The sequence below is a fragment of the Streptomyces sp. Y1 genome (genome assembly GCF_041053115.1).
Classification (GTDB): domain Bacteria; phylum Actinomycetota; class Actinomycetes; order Streptomycetales; family Streptomycetaceae; genus Kitasatospora; species Kitasatospora rubellomurina.
This window is the reverse complement of record NZ_CP163445.1, coordinates 2,556,883-2,573,808: the sequence shown is the minus strand read 5'-3', so window position 1 is coordinate 2,573,808 and position 16,926 is coordinate 2,556,883. Positions and strand designations below refer to the sequence as shown.

The 16,926-nt window shown below is 73.7% G+C and carries 18 protein-coding genes; 14 read left to right on the top strand and 4 right to left on the bottom strand.

Translation table 11 applies throughout. The features are described from left to right. Positions 1–23 precede the first annotated feature (23 nt). Positions 24–707, bottom strand: a complete 684-nt coding sequence (gene cofC / locus AB2U05_RS10740; protein WP_369183099.1) for a 2-phospho-L-lactate guanylyltransferase — start codon at positions 705–707, stop codon at positions 24–26. Positions 708–937: 230 nt separating this feature from the next. Between cofC and AB2U05_RS10735 the strand changes: the two genes are divergently transcribed. The 3 genes from AB2U05_RS10735 (at position 938) to AB2U05_RS10725 (ending at position 4,004) form a co-directional block, all read left to right on the top strand. Beyond that, positions 938–1,771, top strand: coding sequence for a 1-acyl-sn-glycerol-3-phosphate acyltransferase (locus AB2U05_RS10735; protein ID WP_045702559.1), 834 nt, complete (start codon positions 938–940; stop codon positions 1,769–1,771). Between the two features lie 14 nt (positions 1,772–1,785). After that, positions 1,786–2,769, top strand: a complete 984-nt coding sequence (locus AB2U05_RS10730; protein ID WP_045702606.1) for an NAD(P)H-dependent glycerol-3-phosphate dehydrogenase — start codon at positions 1,786–1,788, stop codon at positions 2,767–2,769. Between the two features lie 89 nt (positions 2,770–2,858). Further along, a complete protein-coding gene (locus tag AB2U05_RS10725; protein ID WP_369183098.1) occupies positions 2,859–4,004 on the top strand; it encodes a D-alanine--D-alanine ligase family protein in 1,146 nt (381 codons plus the stop codon). A 58-nt stretch (positions 4,005–4,062) separates the two neighbouring features. On the opposite strand, the gene AB2U05_RS10720 is transcribed toward AB2U05_RS10725, so the two are convergent. Together AB2U05_RS10720 and AB2U05_RS10715 are read right to left on the bottom strand one after the other, a co-directional pair. Then, a complete protein-coding gene (locus tag AB2U05_RS10720; protein WP_369183097.1) occupies positions 4,063–4,581 on the bottom strand; it encodes a DUF3515 domain-containing protein in 519 nt (172 codons plus the stop codon). Positions 4,582–4,601: 20 nt separating this feature from the next. Next, complete coding sequence (locus tag AB2U05_RS10715; protein WP_045702555.1) at positions 4,602–4,835, bottom strand: Lrp/AsnC family transcriptional regulator; 234 nt, start codon at positions 4,833–4,835, stop codon at positions 4,602–4,604. Positions 4,836–5,044: 209 nt separating this feature from the next. Here AB2U05_RS10715 and AB2U05_RS10710 point away from each other — a divergent pair, with 209 nt between their 5' ends. The 3 genes from AB2U05_RS10710 (at position 5,045) to thiD (ending at position 8,075) form a co-directional block, all read left to right on the top strand. After that, complete coding sequence (locus tag AB2U05_RS10710; protein WP_045702552.1) at positions 5,045–6,010, top strand: thiamine-phosphate kinase; 966 nt, start codon at positions 5,045–5,047, stop codon at positions 6,008–6,010. 217 nt (positions 6,011–6,227) lie between these two features. Then, entirely contained in the window at positions 6,228–7,253 is a 1,026-nt protein-coding gene (locus AB2U05_RS10705) for an ATP-dependent 6-phosphofructokinase (protein WP_045702550.1), read from the top strand. 24 nt (positions 7,254–7,277) lie between these two features. Beyond that, positions 7,278–8,075 carry a bifunctional hydroxymethylpyrimidine kinase/phosphomethylpyrimidine kinase gene (thiD, locus tag AB2U05_RS10700; RefSeq protein ID WP_369183096.1) on the top strand — a complete coding sequence of 266 codons (798 nt, stop codon included), beginning with the start codon at positions 7,278–7,280 and terminating at the stop codon, positions 8,073–8,075. Between the two features lie 149 nt (positions 8,076–8,224). Here the strand turns inward: thiD and rpmB are convergent, their stop codons facing one another. Then, positions 8,225–8,410, bottom strand: coding sequence for a 50S ribosomal protein L28 (rpmB, locus tag AB2U05_RS10695; RefSeq protein WP_078860753.1), 186 nt, complete (start codon positions 8,408–8,410; stop codon positions 8,225–8,227). 295 nt (positions 8,411–8,705) lie between these two features. On the opposite strand from rpmB, the gene AB2U05_RS10690 reads away from it, so the two are divergent. The 8 genes from AB2U05_RS10690 to rpmF all read left to right on the top strand — a co-directional run bounded on the left by AB2U05_RS10690 (position 8,706) and on the right by rpmF (position 16,918). Beyond that, on the top strand, positions 8,706–10,334 hold the full coding sequence (locus AB2U05_RS10690) for a DAK2 domain-containing protein (RefSeq protein ID WP_369183095.1): 1,629 nt from the start codon (positions 8,706–8,708) through the stop codon (positions 10,332–10,334). Positions 10,335–10,374: 40 nt separating this feature from the next. After that, on the top strand, positions 10,375–12,597 hold the full coding sequence (recG, locus tag AB2U05_RS10685; RefSeq protein WP_369183094.1) for an ATP-dependent DNA helicase RecG: 2,223 nt from the start codon (positions 10,375–10,377) through the stop codon (positions 12,595–12,597). A 115-nt stretch (positions 12,598–12,712) separates the two neighbouring features. Beyond that, positions 12,713–13,246, top strand: coding sequence for a hypothetical protein (locus tag AB2U05_RS10680; protein ID WP_045702540.1), 534 nt, complete (start codon positions 12,713–12,715; stop codon positions 13,244–13,246). Between the two features lie 113 nt (positions 13,247–13,359). Beyond that, the gene (rsmD, locus tag AB2U05_RS10675; protein ID WP_045702538.1) at positions 13,360–13,944 is read left to right on the top strand and encodes a 16S rRNA (guanine(966)-N(2))-methyltransferase RsmD; all 585 of its coding nucleotides are present in this window, start codon (positions 13,360–13,362) and stop codon (positions 13,942–13,944) included. Between the two features lie 49 nt (positions 13,945–13,993). Further along, on the top strand, positions 13,994–14,485 hold the full coding sequence (coaD, locus tag AB2U05_RS10670; protein ID WP_045708676.1) for a pantetheine-phosphate adenylyltransferase: 492 nt from the start codon (positions 13,994–13,996) through the stop codon (positions 14,483–14,485). Positions 14,486–14,673: 188 nt separating this feature from the next. Next, complete coding sequence (locus AB2U05_RS10665) at positions 14,674–15,879, top strand: hypothetical protein (protein WP_045702534.1); 1,206 nt, start codon at positions 14,674–14,676, stop codon at positions 15,877–15,879. 218 nt (positions 15,880–16,097) lie between these two features. Next, complete coding sequence (locus tag AB2U05_RS10660; RefSeq protein WP_045702532.1) at positions 16,098–16,742, top strand: DUF177 domain-containing protein; 645 nt, start codon at positions 16,098–16,100, stop codon at positions 16,740–16,742. 2 nt (positions 16,743–16,744) lie between these two features. After that, positions 16,745–16,918, top strand: a complete 174-nt coding sequence (rpmF, locus tag AB2U05_RS10655; protein ID WP_030056747.1) for a 50S ribosomal protein L32 — start codon at positions 16,745–16,747, stop codon at positions 16,916–16,918. Positions 16,919–16,926: the final 8 nt, after the last annotated feature.

Here is a 16,926-nt window from a genome sequence, read left to right as displayed (position 1 = left end):
CGTCCCGCCGGTCGGGCGCGCCGTCAGACCTGCGCCAGGCGTGCGAACAACGCGCTGGTGTGCGGGCCGAGGCCGAGGGCCGCCGCCTCGCCGAGGTCCGTCCCGGTGTCGACGTCCCGGCGCACCGACTCGACGTCCGCCAGGCGCAGTTCGAGTGCCCCGCCGGCCGCGTGCCGGGCCCGGGAGCCCTCCCCGAAGGCGGGGGAGAGCGGCTGCCCGGGCGCGCAGGCGAGCAGGGTCGTGCCGAGGCCGGGGGAGTCGGACAGGAAGGCCCGGCCGTCCGCCGGCACCGCGCCCAGCACCCGGGCGAGTTCGGCCGGGCGCAGGGCCGGCAGGTCCGCCGACAGGACGGCCAGCGGGGCGTGCGGGGCCAGCCGCCGGGCGGCCGAGGCGCCGTGCGCCAGCGCCGTGTTGAGGCCGCCGCCGGGCTCGTCGGAGACCACCAGGGCGCCCAGCCCGGCCAGTCGCTCGCCGGCCGTCGCGTCGCGGGTGACCACGAGGACACGGGCCACGCCCGGCGTGGCCAGCGCGGCCCGGACGGTGTCCAGGGCGAAGGAGAGCGCCAGGCCGGCGCGGTGCGGGCCGGCGTACGGGGCCAGTCTGCTCTTCGCCGTCGCGAGCGGTTTGAGCGGCAGTACCACCGACCAGTCGGCGGCGGGTGCGGCGGGCGCGACGGGCCCGCTGGGGCGTACGGTGTCCTGGGTCATCGGCGTCATTGTGACGCCGGTCGCGGAACCCCCGCCAGGCCGTCCGAGCTGTGCGGACGTGCGTTTGATCACGACCGCCGCGCGGGTTGGCGCGGCCGCTCGACAGTCGGTGAGCGGGCGGGCGAGACTGTTCCGCGCCCGGGACCCGGGCACCGGTCGCGCCGGTGCGGGGACCGGGAGGCTACGACCGCGGCACCCCACGTGCCGCATGTGATGAGAAGGAGCCTGGGGTGGCCCGCCGCTCGTACGCCAAGTTCGGCAACGCCGACTACGGCATCTGGTACCGCTTCGCGGCCGTGCTGGTGAAACCGGTGACGACCGCCCTGGTGAAGCCCGACTGGCGGGGCTGGGAGCACCTTCCCAAGGAAGGCGGCTTCATCGCCGCGGTGAACCACAATTCGATCATCGACCCGGTGATCTACGCGCACTGGCAGTACAACAGTGGACGCCCGCCGCGCATTCTCGGCAAGTCCTCGCTGTTCTCGATTCCGTTCATCGGATTCATGCTGCGCAAGACCGGTCAGATTCCGGTGTTCCGCGAGTCCACCGACGCCGCGCAGGCCTTCCGGGCCGCGATCGACGCCGTCAACGGCGGGCAGTGCGTGCAGTTCTACCCCGAGGGCACGCTCACCCGGGACCCGGACCTGTGGCCGATGACCGGCAAGAGCGGCGTCGCCCGGGTCGCGCTGATGACCGGCGCGCCGGTCATCCCGGTCGCGCACTGGGGAGCGCACGAGATCATCCCCCCGTACGGCCGAGCCGGTTACGGGAAGGGCAAGTTCAACCTCTTCCCGCGCCACCGGGTCGTCGTCGCGGCCGGGCCCGCGGTCGACCTGAGCAAGTACCGCGGTCAGGAACTCACCGCCCAGGTGCTGGCCGACGCGACCGAGGACATCATGGCCGCGATCACCGAGGTGCTCGCCGACATCCGCGGCGAGCAACCGCCCGCCGAGCGCTACGACATGCGCAAGGCCGCCCGGCAGCGGGCCGCCGCGGCGCTCGCCGAACGGCGCCGCGCCAAGGGCGAGAAGCCCGCCGACTCGGGTGAGGGGACCGGCCGGTGAGCCGCTGCGCCGTGATGGGGACCGGCTCCTGGGGCACCGCCTTCGCGATGGTGCTCGCCGACGCCGGCAGCGAGGTCGTGCTGTGGGCCCGCCGGCAGGAGCTCGCCGACGCCGTCAACACCACGCACGAGAACCCGGACTACCTTCCGGGTGTCCGGCTGCCCGACTCGGTGCGGGCCACCACCGACCCCGCCGAGGCGCTGGCCGGCGCCGACTTCGCGGTGCTCGTGGTGCCCTCGCAGACGCTGCGCGACAACCTGGCCGCCTGGGCGCCGCTGATCGAGCCGCAGACCGTGCTGGTGAGCCTGATGAAGGGCATCGAACTCGGCACCGCCAAGCGGATGAGCGAGGTGATCGAGGAGGTCACCAAGGTCGGCCCGGAGCGGGTCGCGGTGGTCAGCGGGCCGAACCTGGCCAAGGAGATCGCCAACAAGCAGCCCGCCGCCAGCGTGGTCGCCTGCGCCGACGAGGCGGTCGCCAAGCGGCTCCAGGCGGCCTGCCACACGCCGTACTTCCGTCCGTACACCAACACCGACGTGATCGGCTGCGAGCTCGGCGGCGCGGTCAAGAACGTGATCGGCCTGGCGGTCGGCATGGCGGCCGGCATGGGGCTGGGCGACAACACCAAGGCGACGCTGATCACCCGCGGACTGGCCGAGACCACCCGGCTCGGCGAGGTGCTGGGCGCCGACCCGCACACCTTCGCGGGGCTCGCCGGGATGGGCGACCTGGTCGCCACCTGCTCCTCGCCGCTGTCGCGCAACAACACCTTCGGCATGAACCTCGGCCGGGGCATGTCGCTGGCCGAGACCATCGCGGCGACCCGGCAGACCGCGGAGGGCGTCAAGTCCTGCGAGTCGGTGCTCGACCTGGCCCGGCGCAGCGGGGTCGACATGCCGATCGTCGAGGCCGTGGTGGACGTGGTGCACAACGGGCGGCCGACCCAGGAGGCGCTGCGGGCGCTGATGTCGCGCTCGGCGAAGCCGGAGCGGCGCTGAGCTCCCGGGACGCGGACACCGCGTGCGGCGTGTCTCCGGAAAGCCGTTGACTTCCCGGAAACACGTCGCACGGTAGTCTCAAACCCGATATGAGCATCGAACAGTCCTCCCCGAACCCGTCCGCCCGCAAGCCGCGCGTCGCGCTGGTCTTCGGCGGCCGCAGCTCCGAGCACGCCATCTCGGTCTCCACCGCGGGCAGCGTGCTCACGTCGATCGACCGCGACAGGTACGACGTGCTGCCGATCGGCATCACGCACGAGGGCCGCTGGGCGCTGGTCAGCGACGAGCCGGCCCGCATGGCCATCACCGACGGCAAGCTGCCGGACGTCGCGAACGTCGCCGAGGCCGTGGACGGGCAGGTCGCGCTGCCGGTCTCGCCGGGCAGCCGCGAGGTGGTCCTCAGCGAGCCGGGAAGCGCCCCCAAGGCCCTCGGCGACGTCGACGTGGTGTTCCCGCTGCTGCACGGCCCCTGGGGCGAGGACGGCACCCTCCAGGGCCTGCTGGAGCTCTCCGGCGTGCCGTACGTCGGCAACGGCGTGCTGGCCAGCGCGGCCGGCATGGACAAGGAGTTCGCCAAGCGGATCCTCGCTTCGCACGGTCTGGGCGTCGGCCACTACACGATCGTCCGGCCGCGCGACTGGGAGACCGAGCAGGGCCGCGCCGACGTGCGCGAGCGGGCCGCCGCGCTGGGCCTGCCGCTGTTCGTGAAGCCCTGCCGGGCCGGCTCCAGCATCGGCATCACCAAGGTCAAGGACCTGGCCGAGCTGGACGCCGCGATCGAGGAGGCCCGCCGGCACGACCCCAAGCTGATCATCGAGGCGGGCGTGTCCGGCCGCGAGATCGAGTGCGGCGTGCTGGAGTTCGAGGACGGCCCGCGGGCCAGCGTGCCGGCCGAGGTGCTGGTCGGCGAGGGCTTCGACTTCTACGACTTCGAGGCCAAGTACATCGACTCCTCCGAGGTGCGGATCCCGGCGCCGCTGACCGCCGAGGAGACCGCGGAGATCCAGCGCCAGGCGGTGGCCGCGTTCGAGGCCTTCGGCTGCGAGGGGCTGGCCCGGGTGGACTTCTTCCTGCTGGAGGACGGCACCTGGATGATCAACGAGATCAACACCATGCCCGGCTTCACCCCGATCTCGGCCTACCCGAAGATGTGGGAGGCCAGCGGGGTCTCGTACCCGGAGCTGATCGACCGGCTGCTGCAGACCGCGCTGCGGCGCTCCACCGGGCTGCGCTAGCCGTACGGAGGGGGCGGGCCGGGAGCCCGCCCCCTCCCGCGGTCAGCCCGGGATGCGTTCAGCCCGGGATGTTGGCCTTGACCACCGGGGTCAGCGCGGCGGCCGGGTCGAAGGGGTTCCGCGCGGCGCCCTTCGGGACGGTCACCTCGACGTAGGCGGCCCGCATGGTCGTCACGAAGCGGTAGCCGCCGTCGTCGAGCTTCTGCGACCACCAGGTGACGTCGTCCACGGTCGGGGACCAGTCCGCGGCGTGCTCGCCGTTCAGCTCCTCCGGCCGTTCGACGCCGCAGCGCAGCACCGTCCGGGGCGCATCGCCCCAGGCGGCGACGTACGGCGAGGCGGGCGAGAGGTCCTGGCGCTGGCGCCCGAGCAACTCCTGCGGGAGCGCGGCCGCGAGCGCGCGGCAGTGCTCGGCCGCCCGGCCGGTGGGCCGCGGCGCTTCGACGTCCGAGGCGGCCGAGCTCCACGAGCCGAGCAGCGCCACGACCGCGCAGGTCAGCGCGACCGGCGGGGCCAGCCAGCGGACCGGCGCCGGAAGGGCGGCCAGCGCCTTGGGGATGCGGAGTTCTCGGGCCACCCGCCGATGGTAGCCGGGGTCTACAGATTGACCACCGGGCAGGTGAGGGTGCGGGTGATGCCCTCCACCTTCTGGACCTTCGCCACCACCATCCGGCCGAGGTCGTCGATGGTGTCCGCCTCGGCCTTGACGATCACGTCGTACGGGCCGGTGACGTCCTCGGCGGTGATCACGCCGTTGATCGCGGAGATGGTCTGCGCGACGGCGGTGGCCTTGCCCACCTCGGTCTGGATCAGGATGTACGCCTGTACCACGGGGACCTCCGGGGGGCCGGTTACGGGGATCGCCGCCGTGATCACCCGGCCGGGCAAGAGGTCGGGATCGGGCTCACCGGCAGTCTGATCACCACGCTACCGCGCAGCGGGCCGGGGAGGGAGACCCGCGCGCCCCCGAAGGGCGTACGCTGCGCGCGGGGGAGCGCGACGGGGGTCGGATTTCGGACGAGAACGCGAGAGGACGGCAGATGCAGGGGACCGTGGGCGAGCTGGGCGAGTTCGGCCTCATCAGGGAGCTGACCGCCCGGGTACCGCTCACCGACGCGGTCGACCTCGGCCCGGGTGACGACGCCGCGGTGGTGAAGGCTCCGGACGGCCGGGTGGTGGCCACCACCGACGTGCTGATCGAGAACCGGCACTTCCGCCGGGACTGGTCGACCGCCTACGACGTGGGCCGCAAGGCCGCCGCACAGAACCTCGCCGACGTGGCCGCGATGGGCGCGGTGCCGACCGCGATACTGCTCGGGCTGGTCGCCCCCGCCGACCTGCCGACCACCTGGGCGACCGAGCTGATGGACGGGCTGCGCGACGAGTGCCAGGTCGCCGGGGCGACGGTGGTCGGCGGCGACGTGGTGCGCGGCGACACCATCACGCTGGCCATCACGGCGCTGGGCGACCTCCAGGGGCGCGCGGCGGTGACGCGCTCCGGCGCGCAGGTCGGAGACGTGGTCGCGGTGACCGGCTGGCTCGGCTGGTCGGCGGCCGGACTGACCGTGCTGCAGCGCGGGTTCCGCTCCCCGCGGGCCTTCGTCGAGGCGCACCGCCGGCCCGAGCCGCCGTACCACGCGGGCCCGGCCGCCGCCGAGTTGGGCGCGACCTCGATGATCGACGTGAGCGACGGACTGGTCGCGGACCTCGGCCACGTGGCCCGGGCCAGCGAGGTGGACATCGACCTGAAGGCCGCCGACTTCGACGTCCCGGCGCAGATGGCCGACATCGGGCAGGCGGTCGGGGTCGACCCGCTGGTGTGGGTGCTCTCCGGCGGGGAGGACCACGCGATCGTGGCGACCTTCCCGCGCGGGGCCCAACTCCCGGCCCGCTGGCGGGTGGTGGGCGAGGTCACCGGCCGCCCCACCGGCCGTCGCAGCGGCCGGGTGACGGTGGACGGCGCGCCCTGGGACCGGGTCGGCGGCTGGGACCACTTCGCGGAGTGACGCGCGGACCGGGCCGGGCGCGGGAGGCCGCGGCGGCCGCCGGCCCGGACCGGCGTACGGAGTACGGCTGATGGGCGGTGGACACCGGTACGGCGCGTGACGCTCCGGGCGTGCGGGGACGGGCTTCGCGGGTGCGAAATGCGTAGGCTTGCGGCATCCGAGCCCGCCCGCCGTCCGGCGCCGGCGGCCGAACCACTGCGAGCGGAGCCCGCCACACATGCGCATCGGTGTCCTGACCAGCGGCGGCGACTGCCCCGGCCTGAACGCGGTCATCCGCTCGGTGGTGCACCGGGGCACCGACGTGCACGGCGACGAGATCGTCGGCATCGAGGACGGCTTCCTCGGCCTGATCGAGGGCCGTGCCCGGCCCGTCTCGCACGACGACGTCACCGGCCTGCTCACCCTCGGCGGCACCATCCTCGGCTCGGCCCGGGTGCGGCGCGAGCGGATCGCCTGGGCGGTGGACAACGCGAAGGCGCTCGCCCGGAACATCGGCATCGACGCGCTGATCGCGATCGGCGGCGAGGGCACGCTGACCGCGGCCAAGCAGTTCAGCGACGCCGGGCTGCCGGTGGTCGGCGTGCCGAAGACCATCGACAACGACATCGACGCCACCGACGTCACCTTCGGCTTCGACACCGCGGTGCACGTGGCGACCGAGGCGATCGACCGGCTGAAGACCACCGCCGAGTCCCACCAGCGCGTCATGGTCGTCGAGTTGATGGGCCGTCACACCGGCTGGATCACCCTCACCGCGGGCATGGCCGGCGGCGCCCACGGCATCCTGATCCCGGAGAAGCCCTTCGACATCGAGGCGGTCGCCCGGATAATCGAGGACCGCTTCGCGCGCGGCAAGAAGTTCGCCATCATCGCCGTCGCCGAGGGCGCGGCGCCCGTCCCGGGCACCATGCGCTTCGACCACGGCGACGTCGACCAGTACGGCCACCGCACCTTCGGCGGGATCGGCAACCGGCTCGCCCACGAGCTGGAGGACCTGCTCGGCAAGGAGGCCCGCCCGGTCATCCTCGGCCACGTCCAGCGCGGCGGCACCCCGACCGCCCGGGACCGGGTGCTCGCCACCCGCTTCGGCTGGCACGCGGTGGAGGCCGTCCACCAGGGCGCGTTCGGGCACTTCACCGCGCTGCGCCGGACCGGCATCGAGCTGCTGCCGATCGGCGTCGCGGTGACCCGGCTGAAGACGGTGCCGGAGCAGCGCTGGGCGGAGTCCGAGGCGGTGCTCTGAGGCCGCACGGGTAGGTTGGGGCCCATGTCCTCCACCGCACCTCCCCGCGTGCTCACCGTGGCCGGCTCCGACTCCGGCGGCGGCGCCGGCATCCAGGCCGACCTCAAGGCGATGCTCGCCCTCGGCGTCCACGGCATGAGCGTGATCACCGCCGTCACCGCGCAGAACTCGCTCGGCGTCCAGGGCTACTGGGAACTGCCCGCCGAGGCCGTCCGGGCGCAGTTCCGCAGCGTGGTCGACGACATCGGGGTGCAGGCCGTGAAGACCGGCATGCTCGCCTCGATCGAACTCGTCGAGACCGTCTCCGAGCTGCTCGCCGGGGTGGACGCCCCGGTCGTGGTCGACCCGGTCGGCGTCTCCAAGCACGGCGACGCCCTGCTGGCCGCCGAGGCCGTGGCCACCGTCCGGGAGAAGCTGCTGCCGGTAGCCACCCTGGCCACGCCCAACCTGCACGAGGTGACGCAACTCACCGGCCGCACCGTCGAGGACGAGACGCGGATGCTGGACGCCGCCAAGGCGCTGCTCGACCTGGGCCCGCGCTGGGTGCTGGTCAAGGGCGGGCACCTGGAGGGCGAGGCCGCCGACCTGCTGTACGGAGGGCCGGGGGAGGAGCACTGGTACCGGGCGCCGCGCTACGACAACCGGCACACCCACGGCACCGGCTGCACGCTGGCCAGCGCGATCGCGGCCGGGTTGGCCAAGGGCGAGGCACTGCCCGAGGCGGTCGGCTTGGCCAAGGAGTACATCACCGGCGCGATCGCCGGCGGCTTCGCCCTGGGCGCCGGGATCGGCCCGGTCGACCACGCCTGGCGCTGGCGCTGACCACCCCCGTGCCGGGCGGCCCCGCGGACCCGCCCGGCACGGACGGCGAGTTCACCGTCGCGGAGCGTGGCCGCACGCGGAAAACAGTGAAGCCGGTCCGCCCGAGGACGAACCGGCTTCACTGGAGGACCGGCATGCCGGTCTGCGCGTCAGCGCGAGACCTTACCGGCCTTGATGCACGAGGTGCAGACGTTGAGCCGCTTCGGCGTCCGCCCAACCACAGCGCGCACCGTCTGGATGTTGGGGTTCCAACGACGGGAGGTACGGCGGTGCGAGTGGGAGATGCTGTTGCCGAAGCCCGGCCCCTTGCCGCAGACGTCGCAGTTGGCAGCCACAGGAGTCACTCCAAGACTTCAGATCATTTACGTTCGACAACCCCGGCGAACCAACGGAGCACTCGCGTGAACCGGATCGGATCGAGGGGTGCGCCCGGATTGTTCCAGGCAACCGGGAGAGCATACAACGGCTGCTCCCGTCCCACGAAACTACCATGACCGGCCGAGTGATCGCTCCGGGGCCGCGGACCGGGGCGGCCCTCCCCGGCCCCCGATAACCTGCCGGTATCACCCCTCGATCACCCCTCGCCGTTCACCCATGGGCCATCGCGGCGTCCCATCCGGAGGAGACCTGGTGCTGCACACGCTCGACGCCCCGGCCGTGCGCACCTGGTGCCAGCTCGCCCTGCGCGCGCTCGGCCAGGCGCGCGAGGAGATCGACGCGCTCAACGTGTACCCCGTCCCGGACGGCGACACCGGCACCAACCTGTACCTGACCGTCGAGTCCGCCGCCGCCGAGGTGGAGAGCCGCTTCGCCGATCCCGCCGTCCGGCCGGCCCCCGGGCTCGCCGACGCCGTCCGGGCGATGGCCCGCGGCGCGCTGGTCGGCGCCCGCGGCAACTCCGGGGTGATCCTCGCCCAGTGGCTGCGCGGCACCGCCGAGACGCTCGCCGAGGGCGGCGGCGGTGCCGCGCAGCTGCGGGCCGCCCTCCAGCGGGCCGCCGACTCCGCCTACCAGGCCGTCGCGGAGCCCGTCGAGGGCACCCTGCTGACCGTCGCCCGGGTCGCCGCCCGGGAGGCCGTCCGGGCCGGGGACGGGCTCGCGCAGGTCGCCGACACCGCCTACCGGGCCGCCAGGGACGCGCTGCGGCACACCCCCGAACAACTCGCCGTGCTGGCCGAGAACGGCGTCGTGGACGCCGGCGGGCGCGGCCTGGTGGCCGTCCTCGGCGCGCTCGCCGACGCCGTCGCCGGGCAGCAGCCGATGGGGCCGGTCGCGCTGCGCGGGGACGTGGTGGCCGGCTGCGAGACGCACGTGCGGCCGCCCGGGCCCGGCCACCCCGCCTTCGAGGTCATCTACCTGTTGGACGCGCCCGACGAGGCCCTGCCCGCGCTGCGGGCGCGGCTCGGCGCGCTCGGCGACTCCCTGGTGGTCGGCGGCGGCGACGGGCTGTGGAACGTCCACGTGCACGTCGACGACGCGGGCGCCGCCGTGGAGGCCGGCGTCGAGGCCGGGCGCCCGCACCAGATCCGGATCACCCACTTCGCCGAGGCCGCCGCCCGGGCCGGCACCGCCGCCGAGCGCGGCGAACGCGAGGAGCGCGCCCGCGCGGTGCTCTCCGTGGTCTCCGGCGAGGGCCTGGCCGAGCTGTGCGAGCAGGCCGGCGCCGTCGTGCTGCACGCCGACCCGGACCGCCGCCCGGCCAGCGCCGAACTCGCCGCCGCCGTCCGCCGGTCCGCCGCCCGCGAGGTCGTCCTGCTGCTCAACGACCCCGAACTGCGCGCCGCCGCCGGGGCCGCCGCCGACCAGCTGCGCGAGGAGGGCGTGCGGATCGCCGTCCTGCCCACCCGCTCGCCGGTGCAGGGGCTCGCGGCGCTGGCCGTGCACGAGGGCGGCCGCCGCTTCGACGAGGACGTGGTCGCCATGACCTCGGCGGCCGGCGCCACCCGCTACGCCGAACTCGCCGTCGCCGAGGGGGAGTCCTGGACGATGGCCGGCGTCTGCCAGGCCGGGGACGTGCTCGGCCTGATCGACGGGGACGTCGCGGTGATCGGCACCGGGCTGGAGGAGGTCGGCGCCAGCGTGCTGGACCGGATGCTCGGCGCGGGCGGCGAGCTCGTCACCCTCGTCCTCGGCGAGGGTGCCGACCGGGCGCTCGCCGACCGGCTGGTCGCGCACGTGCGGCACCGGCGGCCCGAGGTGGACGCGGCGGTCTTCCACGGCGGGCAGGAGTCGGCGCCGCTGCTCATCGGGGTGGAGTAGCCCTCGGTTTGTCGGCCCCGTGGTGTAAACAGGAGCGTTGATGGGCGCTCTCGATGAACCACTGACCAAGCTGGTCGGCGACCGCACCGCGAAGGTGCTCGCCGACAGCCTCAAGCTGCGCACGGTCGGCGACCTGCTGCACCACTACCCGCGGCGCTACGTCGAGCGCGGCCAGCTCACCAGCCTGGACGAGCTGGAGATCGACGAGCACGTCACCGTCCTGGCCCGGATCGAGAAGGTCACCCTGATCCCGTTCCGCGGCCGCAAGGGCGACCGGCTGGAGGTCGTCGTCACCGACGGCCGCAGCCGGCTCTCGCTGGTCTTCTTCAACCAGGGCTGGCGGCAGAAGGAGCTCAAGGCCGGCGCCCAGGGCCTGTTCGCGGGCAAGGTCGGCGTCTTCAACCGCACCCGCCAGCTGGTATCGCCGGACTACCAGCTCCTCGACGAGGACGCCGGGTCCGATGCCGCCCGGCAGTTCGCCGGCCGGCTCATCCCGGTGTACGGCGCCAGCGCGCAGATGCCCAGCTGGAAGCTGTCGCTCTGCGTCGAGATGGCCCTCGACTCGTACCTGGCCAAGGTCGGCGAGCCGCTGCCCGCCGAACTGCGCGAGCGGCACGAGCTGATCCCGCTGCCCGAGGCGCTGGAGCTGATCCACCGCCCGCGCGGCCAGGCCGACCGCGAGCGCGCCCAGAGCCGGCTGCGCTGGGACGAGGCCTTCGTCCTGCAGGTCGCGCTCGCCCGGCGCCGGGCCGCCGACTCCGCCCTGCCCGCCAAGCCGCGCCGGGCCCGGGACGGCGGCCTGCTGGACGCCTTCGACGCCCGGCTGCCGTTCACCCTCACCGAGGGCCAGCGGAAGGTCTCCGCCGAGATCGCCGCCGACCTGGCCACCGAGCACCCGATGCACCGCCTCCTCCAGGGCGAGGTCGGCTCGGGCAAGACGCTGGTCGCGCTGCGCGCCATGCTGGCCGTGGTCGACGCCGGCGGCCAGGCCGTGCTGCTGGCGCCCACCGAGGTGCTGGCGCAGCAGCACCACCGCTCGATCGTCGAGATGATGGGCGACCTCGCCGAGGGCGGCATGCTCGGCGGCTCCGACCTCGGTACCCGGGTGGTGCTGCTGACCGGCTCGATGGGCGTCCCGGCCCGCCGCCAGGCGCTGCTCGACATGGCCTGCGGGGACGCCGGGATCGCGATCGGCACGCACGCGCTGATCGAGGACAAGGTGCAGTTCCAGGACCTCGGCCTGGTCGTGGTCGACGAGCAGCACCGCTTCGGCGTCGAGCAGCGGGACGCGCTGCGCGCCAAGGGCGAGCAGCCGCCGCACCTGCTGGTGATGACCGCGACCCCGATCCCGCGCACCGTCGCGATGACGGTCTTCGGGGACCTGGAGACCTCCGTCCTGGACCAGCTGCCGGCCGGCCGCTCGCCGATCTCCACCCACGTCGTCCCGGCGCTGGAGAAGCCCAACTTCCTCACCCGGGCCTGGGAGCGCGTCCGCGAGGAGGTCGGCAAGGGCCACCAGGCGTACGTGGTCTGCCCCCGGATCGGGGACGAGGAGCCGGCCGCCGACCCGAAGGCGAAGAAGAAGCGCAAGCCGGCCGACGAGGACTTCGAGGACGTCGCCGAGCAGGGCACCGCGAGCGACGAACGGCGGCCCCCGCTCTCGGTGGTGGAGACCGCCGAGCAGCTCCTGAAGGGCCCGCTGAGCGGCCTGCGGGTGGAGATCCTGCACGGCCGGCTGGCCCCGGAGGCCAAGGACGAGGTGATGCGCCGGTTCACGGCCGGCGAGGTCGACGTGCTGGTCGCCACCACCGTCATCGAGGTCGGCGTCAACGTCCCCAACTCCACCGCGATGGTCATCATGGACGCCGACCGCTTCGGCGTCTCCCAACTCCACCAGCTGCGCGGCCGGGTGGGCCGCGGCACTGCCCCGGGCCTGTGCCTGCTGGTCAGCGAGATGCCCGCCGGCAGCGCCGCCCGGGCCCGGCTGGACGCGGTGGCCGGGACGCTGGACGGCTTCGAGCTGTCCCGGATCGACCTCGAACAGCGCCGCGAGGGCGACGTGCTGGGCCAGGCGCAGTCCGGGGTGAAGTCCTCGCTCAAGGTCCTCTCGGTGCTGGAGGACGAGGAGGTCATCCTCACCGCCCGGACGGAGGCCACCCGGCTGGTCGCCGAGGACCCGGAGCTGGCCGCGCACCCGGAGCTGCGCACCGCCCTGGAGAGCCTGCTCGACGAGGACCGCGCGGCCTACATGGAGAAGGGCTGAGCGGGCCCTCCGGGCCCCTCCTGGCCCGGGAATTGTCAGACCCCCACGAGAGAATGAAGGTGTTCAGGACGCACCCTCAAGGTGCGTACCTGGCGCGACACTTGGGGGTCCTGCCATGGCATTCCGTCATCTCAACGAGCTCCCGCTGGGCGACAAGGTCTTCCGGATCGAACTCGCCAGCGACGACGACCGCGAGGTCACCCTCACCCTGACCGGCTGGCGCGAGGGGGCGGCCGCCGCGCCGCTCGCCTCGGGCAAGCTCCGCCTGCCGGTCGAGGACGTCGCCTCGCTGCGGATCGCGCTCAACCGCGCGCTGCGGGCGCTGGCGATCGTCGCCGACGTCTCCGAGCCCATCCCCGACCGTGACGTGCTGCGCGAGCTGTACCCCGGCCACGGCGCCCCCTGGGTGCCGCAGCACGAGGAGGAGCTGGTCCGGCGGTTCCACGAGGGCGAGACCGTCGCCCGGATCGCCGCCCGCTTCGGCCGCACGCCCGACTCCGTCCGCACCAAGCTGCGCGAGCTCGGGCACGACCCGCGCCGCCCCGAGTTCTGCCCGCCCGACGGCTGCCTGTCCTGGTCCCGCTACGCCTCGCCGGCCCTGCTCGGCGCCGCGATCCCGGCCCAGGGCGCGGGCTCCGAGGCGAGCTGACCACCTGAGCGGGCGGGTGCGGCCTCCGGGCCGTCACCCGCCCGCTCGGCGTGAGCGCGGTGCGGTGGTCGGGATAGCGTGGTCGGGCAGCGACGAAAGGACCTCCCACCACCATGACCCGCGTGATCGCCGGGGCGGCCGGCGGCCGCCGGCTGGCCGTACCGCCCGGCCGGGGCACCCGCCCGACCTCCGACAAGGCCCGTGAGGCGATGTTCTCCACCCTGGAGGCACTGCACGGCACCCTGCACGGGGTCCGGATGCTGGACCTGTTCGGCGGCTCGGGCGCGGTCGGCCTGGAGGCGCTGTCGCGCGGCGCCGGGCACGTCCTGCTGGTGGAGGCGGACGGCCAGGCGGCCCGGGTGATCCGGGAGAACGTCCGCACGATCGGCCTGCCGGGCGCCGAGGTCCGGGCGGCCAAGGCGGAGAAGGTGATCGCCGGGCCGGCCCCGGAGACCCCGTACGACCTGGCGTTCCTCGATCCGCCGTACGCCGTGACGGACGAGGAGCTGCGCGAGATGCTGATCACACTCCTCGCTGGGGGCTGGCTCGCGGCGGACGCACTCGTCACCGTGGAGCGGAGCACCCGCGGGGGAGCGTTCGACTGGCCCGAGGGTTTCGAGGAGTTGCGCTCCCGCCGCTACGGCGAGGGCACGCTCTGGTACGGTCGCGCCGCCGCCGCGGCCGGTGATCACGAGTAACGGGCCGCGGCCCGCAGCAGCCGTCACCCCACGAGGGAGCACACACGCCATGCGTCGAGCCGTCTGTCCCGGTTCGTTCGACCCGATCCACAACGGCCACCTCGACATCGTCGAGCGCGCCTCGAAGCTGTACGACGTGGTGCACGTCGCGGTCCTGGTGAACCCGAACAAGCAGGGCATGTTCAGCATCGCGGAGCGGATCGGCCTGATCGAGGAGGTCACCGCGGAGTTCGGCAACGTGGTGGTCGAGTCGCACCAGGGCCTGCTGGTGGACTACTGCCGCGAGCGCGACATCCCGGCGATCGTCAAGGGCCTGCGCGCGGTCAGCGACTTCGACTACGAGCTGCAGATGGCGCACATGAACCACGGCCTGACCGGCGTGGAGACGCTGTTCCTGCCGACCTCGCCGACGTACAGCTTCCTCTCCTCGACGCTGGCCAAGGAGGTCGCCTCGTACGGCGGCGACGTCTCGCACCTGCTGCCCGCGACGGTGCACCGCCGGCTGGTCGAGCGGATCGCGGAGCGCAAGGCCCAGCAGTAGGCGCTGCGCGCCCTTTTCTGCTGGTTCGTCATGGTTCGTCCGGTAGCGGGGGGACCGTGCGGACCGCGGTGTTGTGACCTCGCCGCGCGGGGGCCGTACAGTCTGTACTCCTGCCCTGCGGTGAGGTCCACCGCGCCGGGCCTGCCTCCGCCGGAGAAGTCGGGCGGCACACGGAAAGACGAAGCCCCGTGGACGTGCAGAACCAGGTCGACGAGATCGTGGCGGCGGTCGAGAGCGCCCGCTCGATGCCGATGTCGGCCTCCTGCGTGGTGAACCGGGCCGAGCTGATCGGCCTGCTCAACGACCTCAAGGCGGCGCTGCCCGCCGAACTCGCCCAGGCCCAGTCGGTGATGGCCGACCACGGCCAGCTGGTGGCGGACGCCCAGGCGGAGGCCGAGCGGATCATCCAGGGCGCGCACGCCGAGCGCGGCTCGCTGATCTCCGACACCGAGGTGGTGCGCCGCGCGCAGGCCGAGGCCGACCGGATCCTCGCCGAGGCCCGCGCCGAGGTCGAGGCCCAGCGCGCCGAGGCCGACGACTACGTGGACAGCAAGCTCGCCAACTTCGAGGTCGTGCTGACCAAGACGCTCGGCGCGGTCGGCCGCGGCCGGACCAAGCTGCGCGGCGACGCCGGCGTCTTCGAGGCCGAGTACGACGGCGAGGGCGACGGCGAGGAGTTCAAGCCGCAGCGGACCAGCCCGAGCCCGGAGGTCGACGAGTACGTCGACGTGAAGCTCGCCACGCTGGAGACCGTGCTCGGCGCCACCCTGGAGGCGGTCGGCAAGGGCCGCGACAAGCTGCTCGGCAAGCGGCCGATCGACGACCTGGGCGCCTACCTGGCGGCCGCCGACGAGGCGCAGCAGGCCAAGGAGCGGGCCGAGGCGGTGGCCGCGGGCTTCGCCGAGGACCCGGACGGCAGGGACATCGCCTGGTACCGCGAGGACGTCCCGCAGCAGCAGACCTGGCCGGAGCAGACCCCGGCCGCGGCCGGCTGGCAGGCCCAGGGCGCCGACCAGTACGCGGCCGCCCAGCAGGGCGTCCAGCAGCCGGGCGTCCAGTACGCCGAGGTGTACGGCGGCGGCTTCGACCCGGCGGCCGGCCACGGCGACCCGTACCAGGCCCAGTGGGCCCAGCAGCAGGGCGGCTACCCGCAGCAGCCGGACTACCAGGGCCAGCAGCAGCACGACGGCTACGCCTACCCGCAGCAGCAGGGCGGCTACGGGGCCCAGCAGTACGACGGCTACGGCTACCAGCAGCAGCCCCAGCAGCAGCCGCCGCAGCCCGCGCTGCCCCCGGCCCTGCCGCACCAGCAGCAGCAGGGGCTGGACGAGACCAGCTTCTTCGACACCAGCATGATCGACATGACCCGGCTCCGGGAGCTCGGCGGGCGCTGAGCGCCCGCGGCCGAGCCTCCCCGGGGCCTCCCCGGGGTCTCCCAGCAGGTCTCCCGAGGTGCCCGAACGGGACCGAAGTTGGGCCTGGCGGGAGACTCGGGTAGTCTGACCACTCCGGCATCCCCATGTCCGGCTGTCGGCTTGCCCTCGCGGCGCCGAGCCACAGGCCGACCGACTGGGGGAGCCCCTCGATCGATTCCCATGGAAGTCAGGACACCTTGAACCGCCTCGACCACCGCGACCCCCTCGTGTTCGACACGCACGAGCTCGGTCGGCGTCCGGGCGCCATGCGCAAGGTGAGCCGGACCCTGGAGGCCCCCGAGGGCCTGGGGATCATCGACGTGATCGGGGTCCCGGAGAAGAGCGAGATCGAGCTGGAACTCCGCCTGGAGTCCGTGGTCGAGGGCGTGCTGGTCACCGGGACCGCCGAGGCGCGGGTCGAGGGCGAGTGCGTCCGGTGCCTGGAGCCCGTCGACTTCGACATCGACGTGGACTTCCAGGAGCTGTACTACTACCCGGAGTCCGACGAGCGCCACCGCGCCGCGGCGACCGGGGCCGACGACCTCGACGAGGACGCGGAAGAAGAGACTTACCGCCTGGAGGGCGACTACTTCGACCTCCAGCCGGTGCTGCGTGACGCGGTGGTGCTCGCACTGCCGCTGCAGCCGGTGTGCCAGGAAGACTGCCTGGGCCTGTGCTCCGAGTGCGGAGCGCGCCTGAGCGACGACCCGGCGCACCACCACGACGCCGCCGACCCCCGGTGGGCGGCTCTGCAGGGACTCTCCGCCGCCCCCGGCGACGAGGGTGACGAGAACAAGGACAGCGACACCCGTGAGGGTCTCGCCGAGAACCAGGAGAAGTAGCCGTGGCTGTTCCGAAGCGGAAGATGTCGCGCAGCAACACGCGCCACCGCCGGTCCAACTGGAAGGCCGTCGTTCCGGCCCTCGTGGCGTGCGACCGCTGCCACGAGCCGAAGCTGGGCCACATCGCGTGCCCGAGCTGCGGCACGTACAACCGTCGCCAGGTCCTCTCGGTCTGATCGGCGGG

What these genes read in the sequence shown, in the direction of transcription:
- cofC (WP_369183099.1), bottom strand. Translation starts at nt 707, where the DNA reads ATGACCCAGGACACCGTACGCCCCAGCGGGCCCGTCGCGCCCGCCGCA.
- AB2U05_RS10730 (WP_045702606.1), top strand. Translation starts at nt 1,786, where the DNA reads ATGGGGACCGGCTCCTGGGGCACCGCCTTCGCGATGGTGCTCGCCGAC.
- AB2U05_RS10725 (WP_369183098.1), top strand. Translation starts at nt 2,859, where the DNA reads ATGAGCATCGAACAGTCCTCCCCGAACCCGTCCGCCCGCAAGCCGCGC.
- AB2U05_RS10710 (WP_045702552.1), top strand. Translation starts at nt 5,045, where the DNA reads ATGCAGGGGACCGTGGGCGAGCTGGGCGAGTTCGGCCTCATCAGGGAG.
- AB2U05_RS10705 (WP_045702550.1), top strand. Translation starts at nt 6,228, where the DNA reads ATGCGCATCGGTGTCCTGACCAGCGGCGGCGACTGCCCCGGCCTGAAC.
- thiD (WP_369183096.1), top strand. Translation starts at nt 7,278, where the DNA reads ATGTCCTCCACCGCACCTCCCCGCGTGCTCACCGTGGCCGGCTCCGAC.
- recG (WP_369183094.1), top strand. Translation starts at nt 10,375, where the DNA reads ATGGGCGCTCTCGATGAACCACTGACCAAGCTGGTCGGCGACCGCACC.
- AB2U05_RS10680 (WP_045702540.1), top strand. Translation starts at nt 12,713, where the DNA reads ATGGCATTCCGTCATCTCAACGAGCTCCCGCTGGGCGACAAGGTCTTC.
- rsmD (WP_045702538.1), top strand. Translation starts at nt 13,360, where the DNA reads ATGACCCGCGTGATCGCCGGGGCGGCCGGCGGCCGCCGGCTGGCCGTA.
- coaD (WP_045708676.1), top strand. Translation starts at nt 13,994, where the DNA reads ATGCGTCGAGCCGTCTGTCCCGGTTCGTTCGACCCGATCCACAACGGC.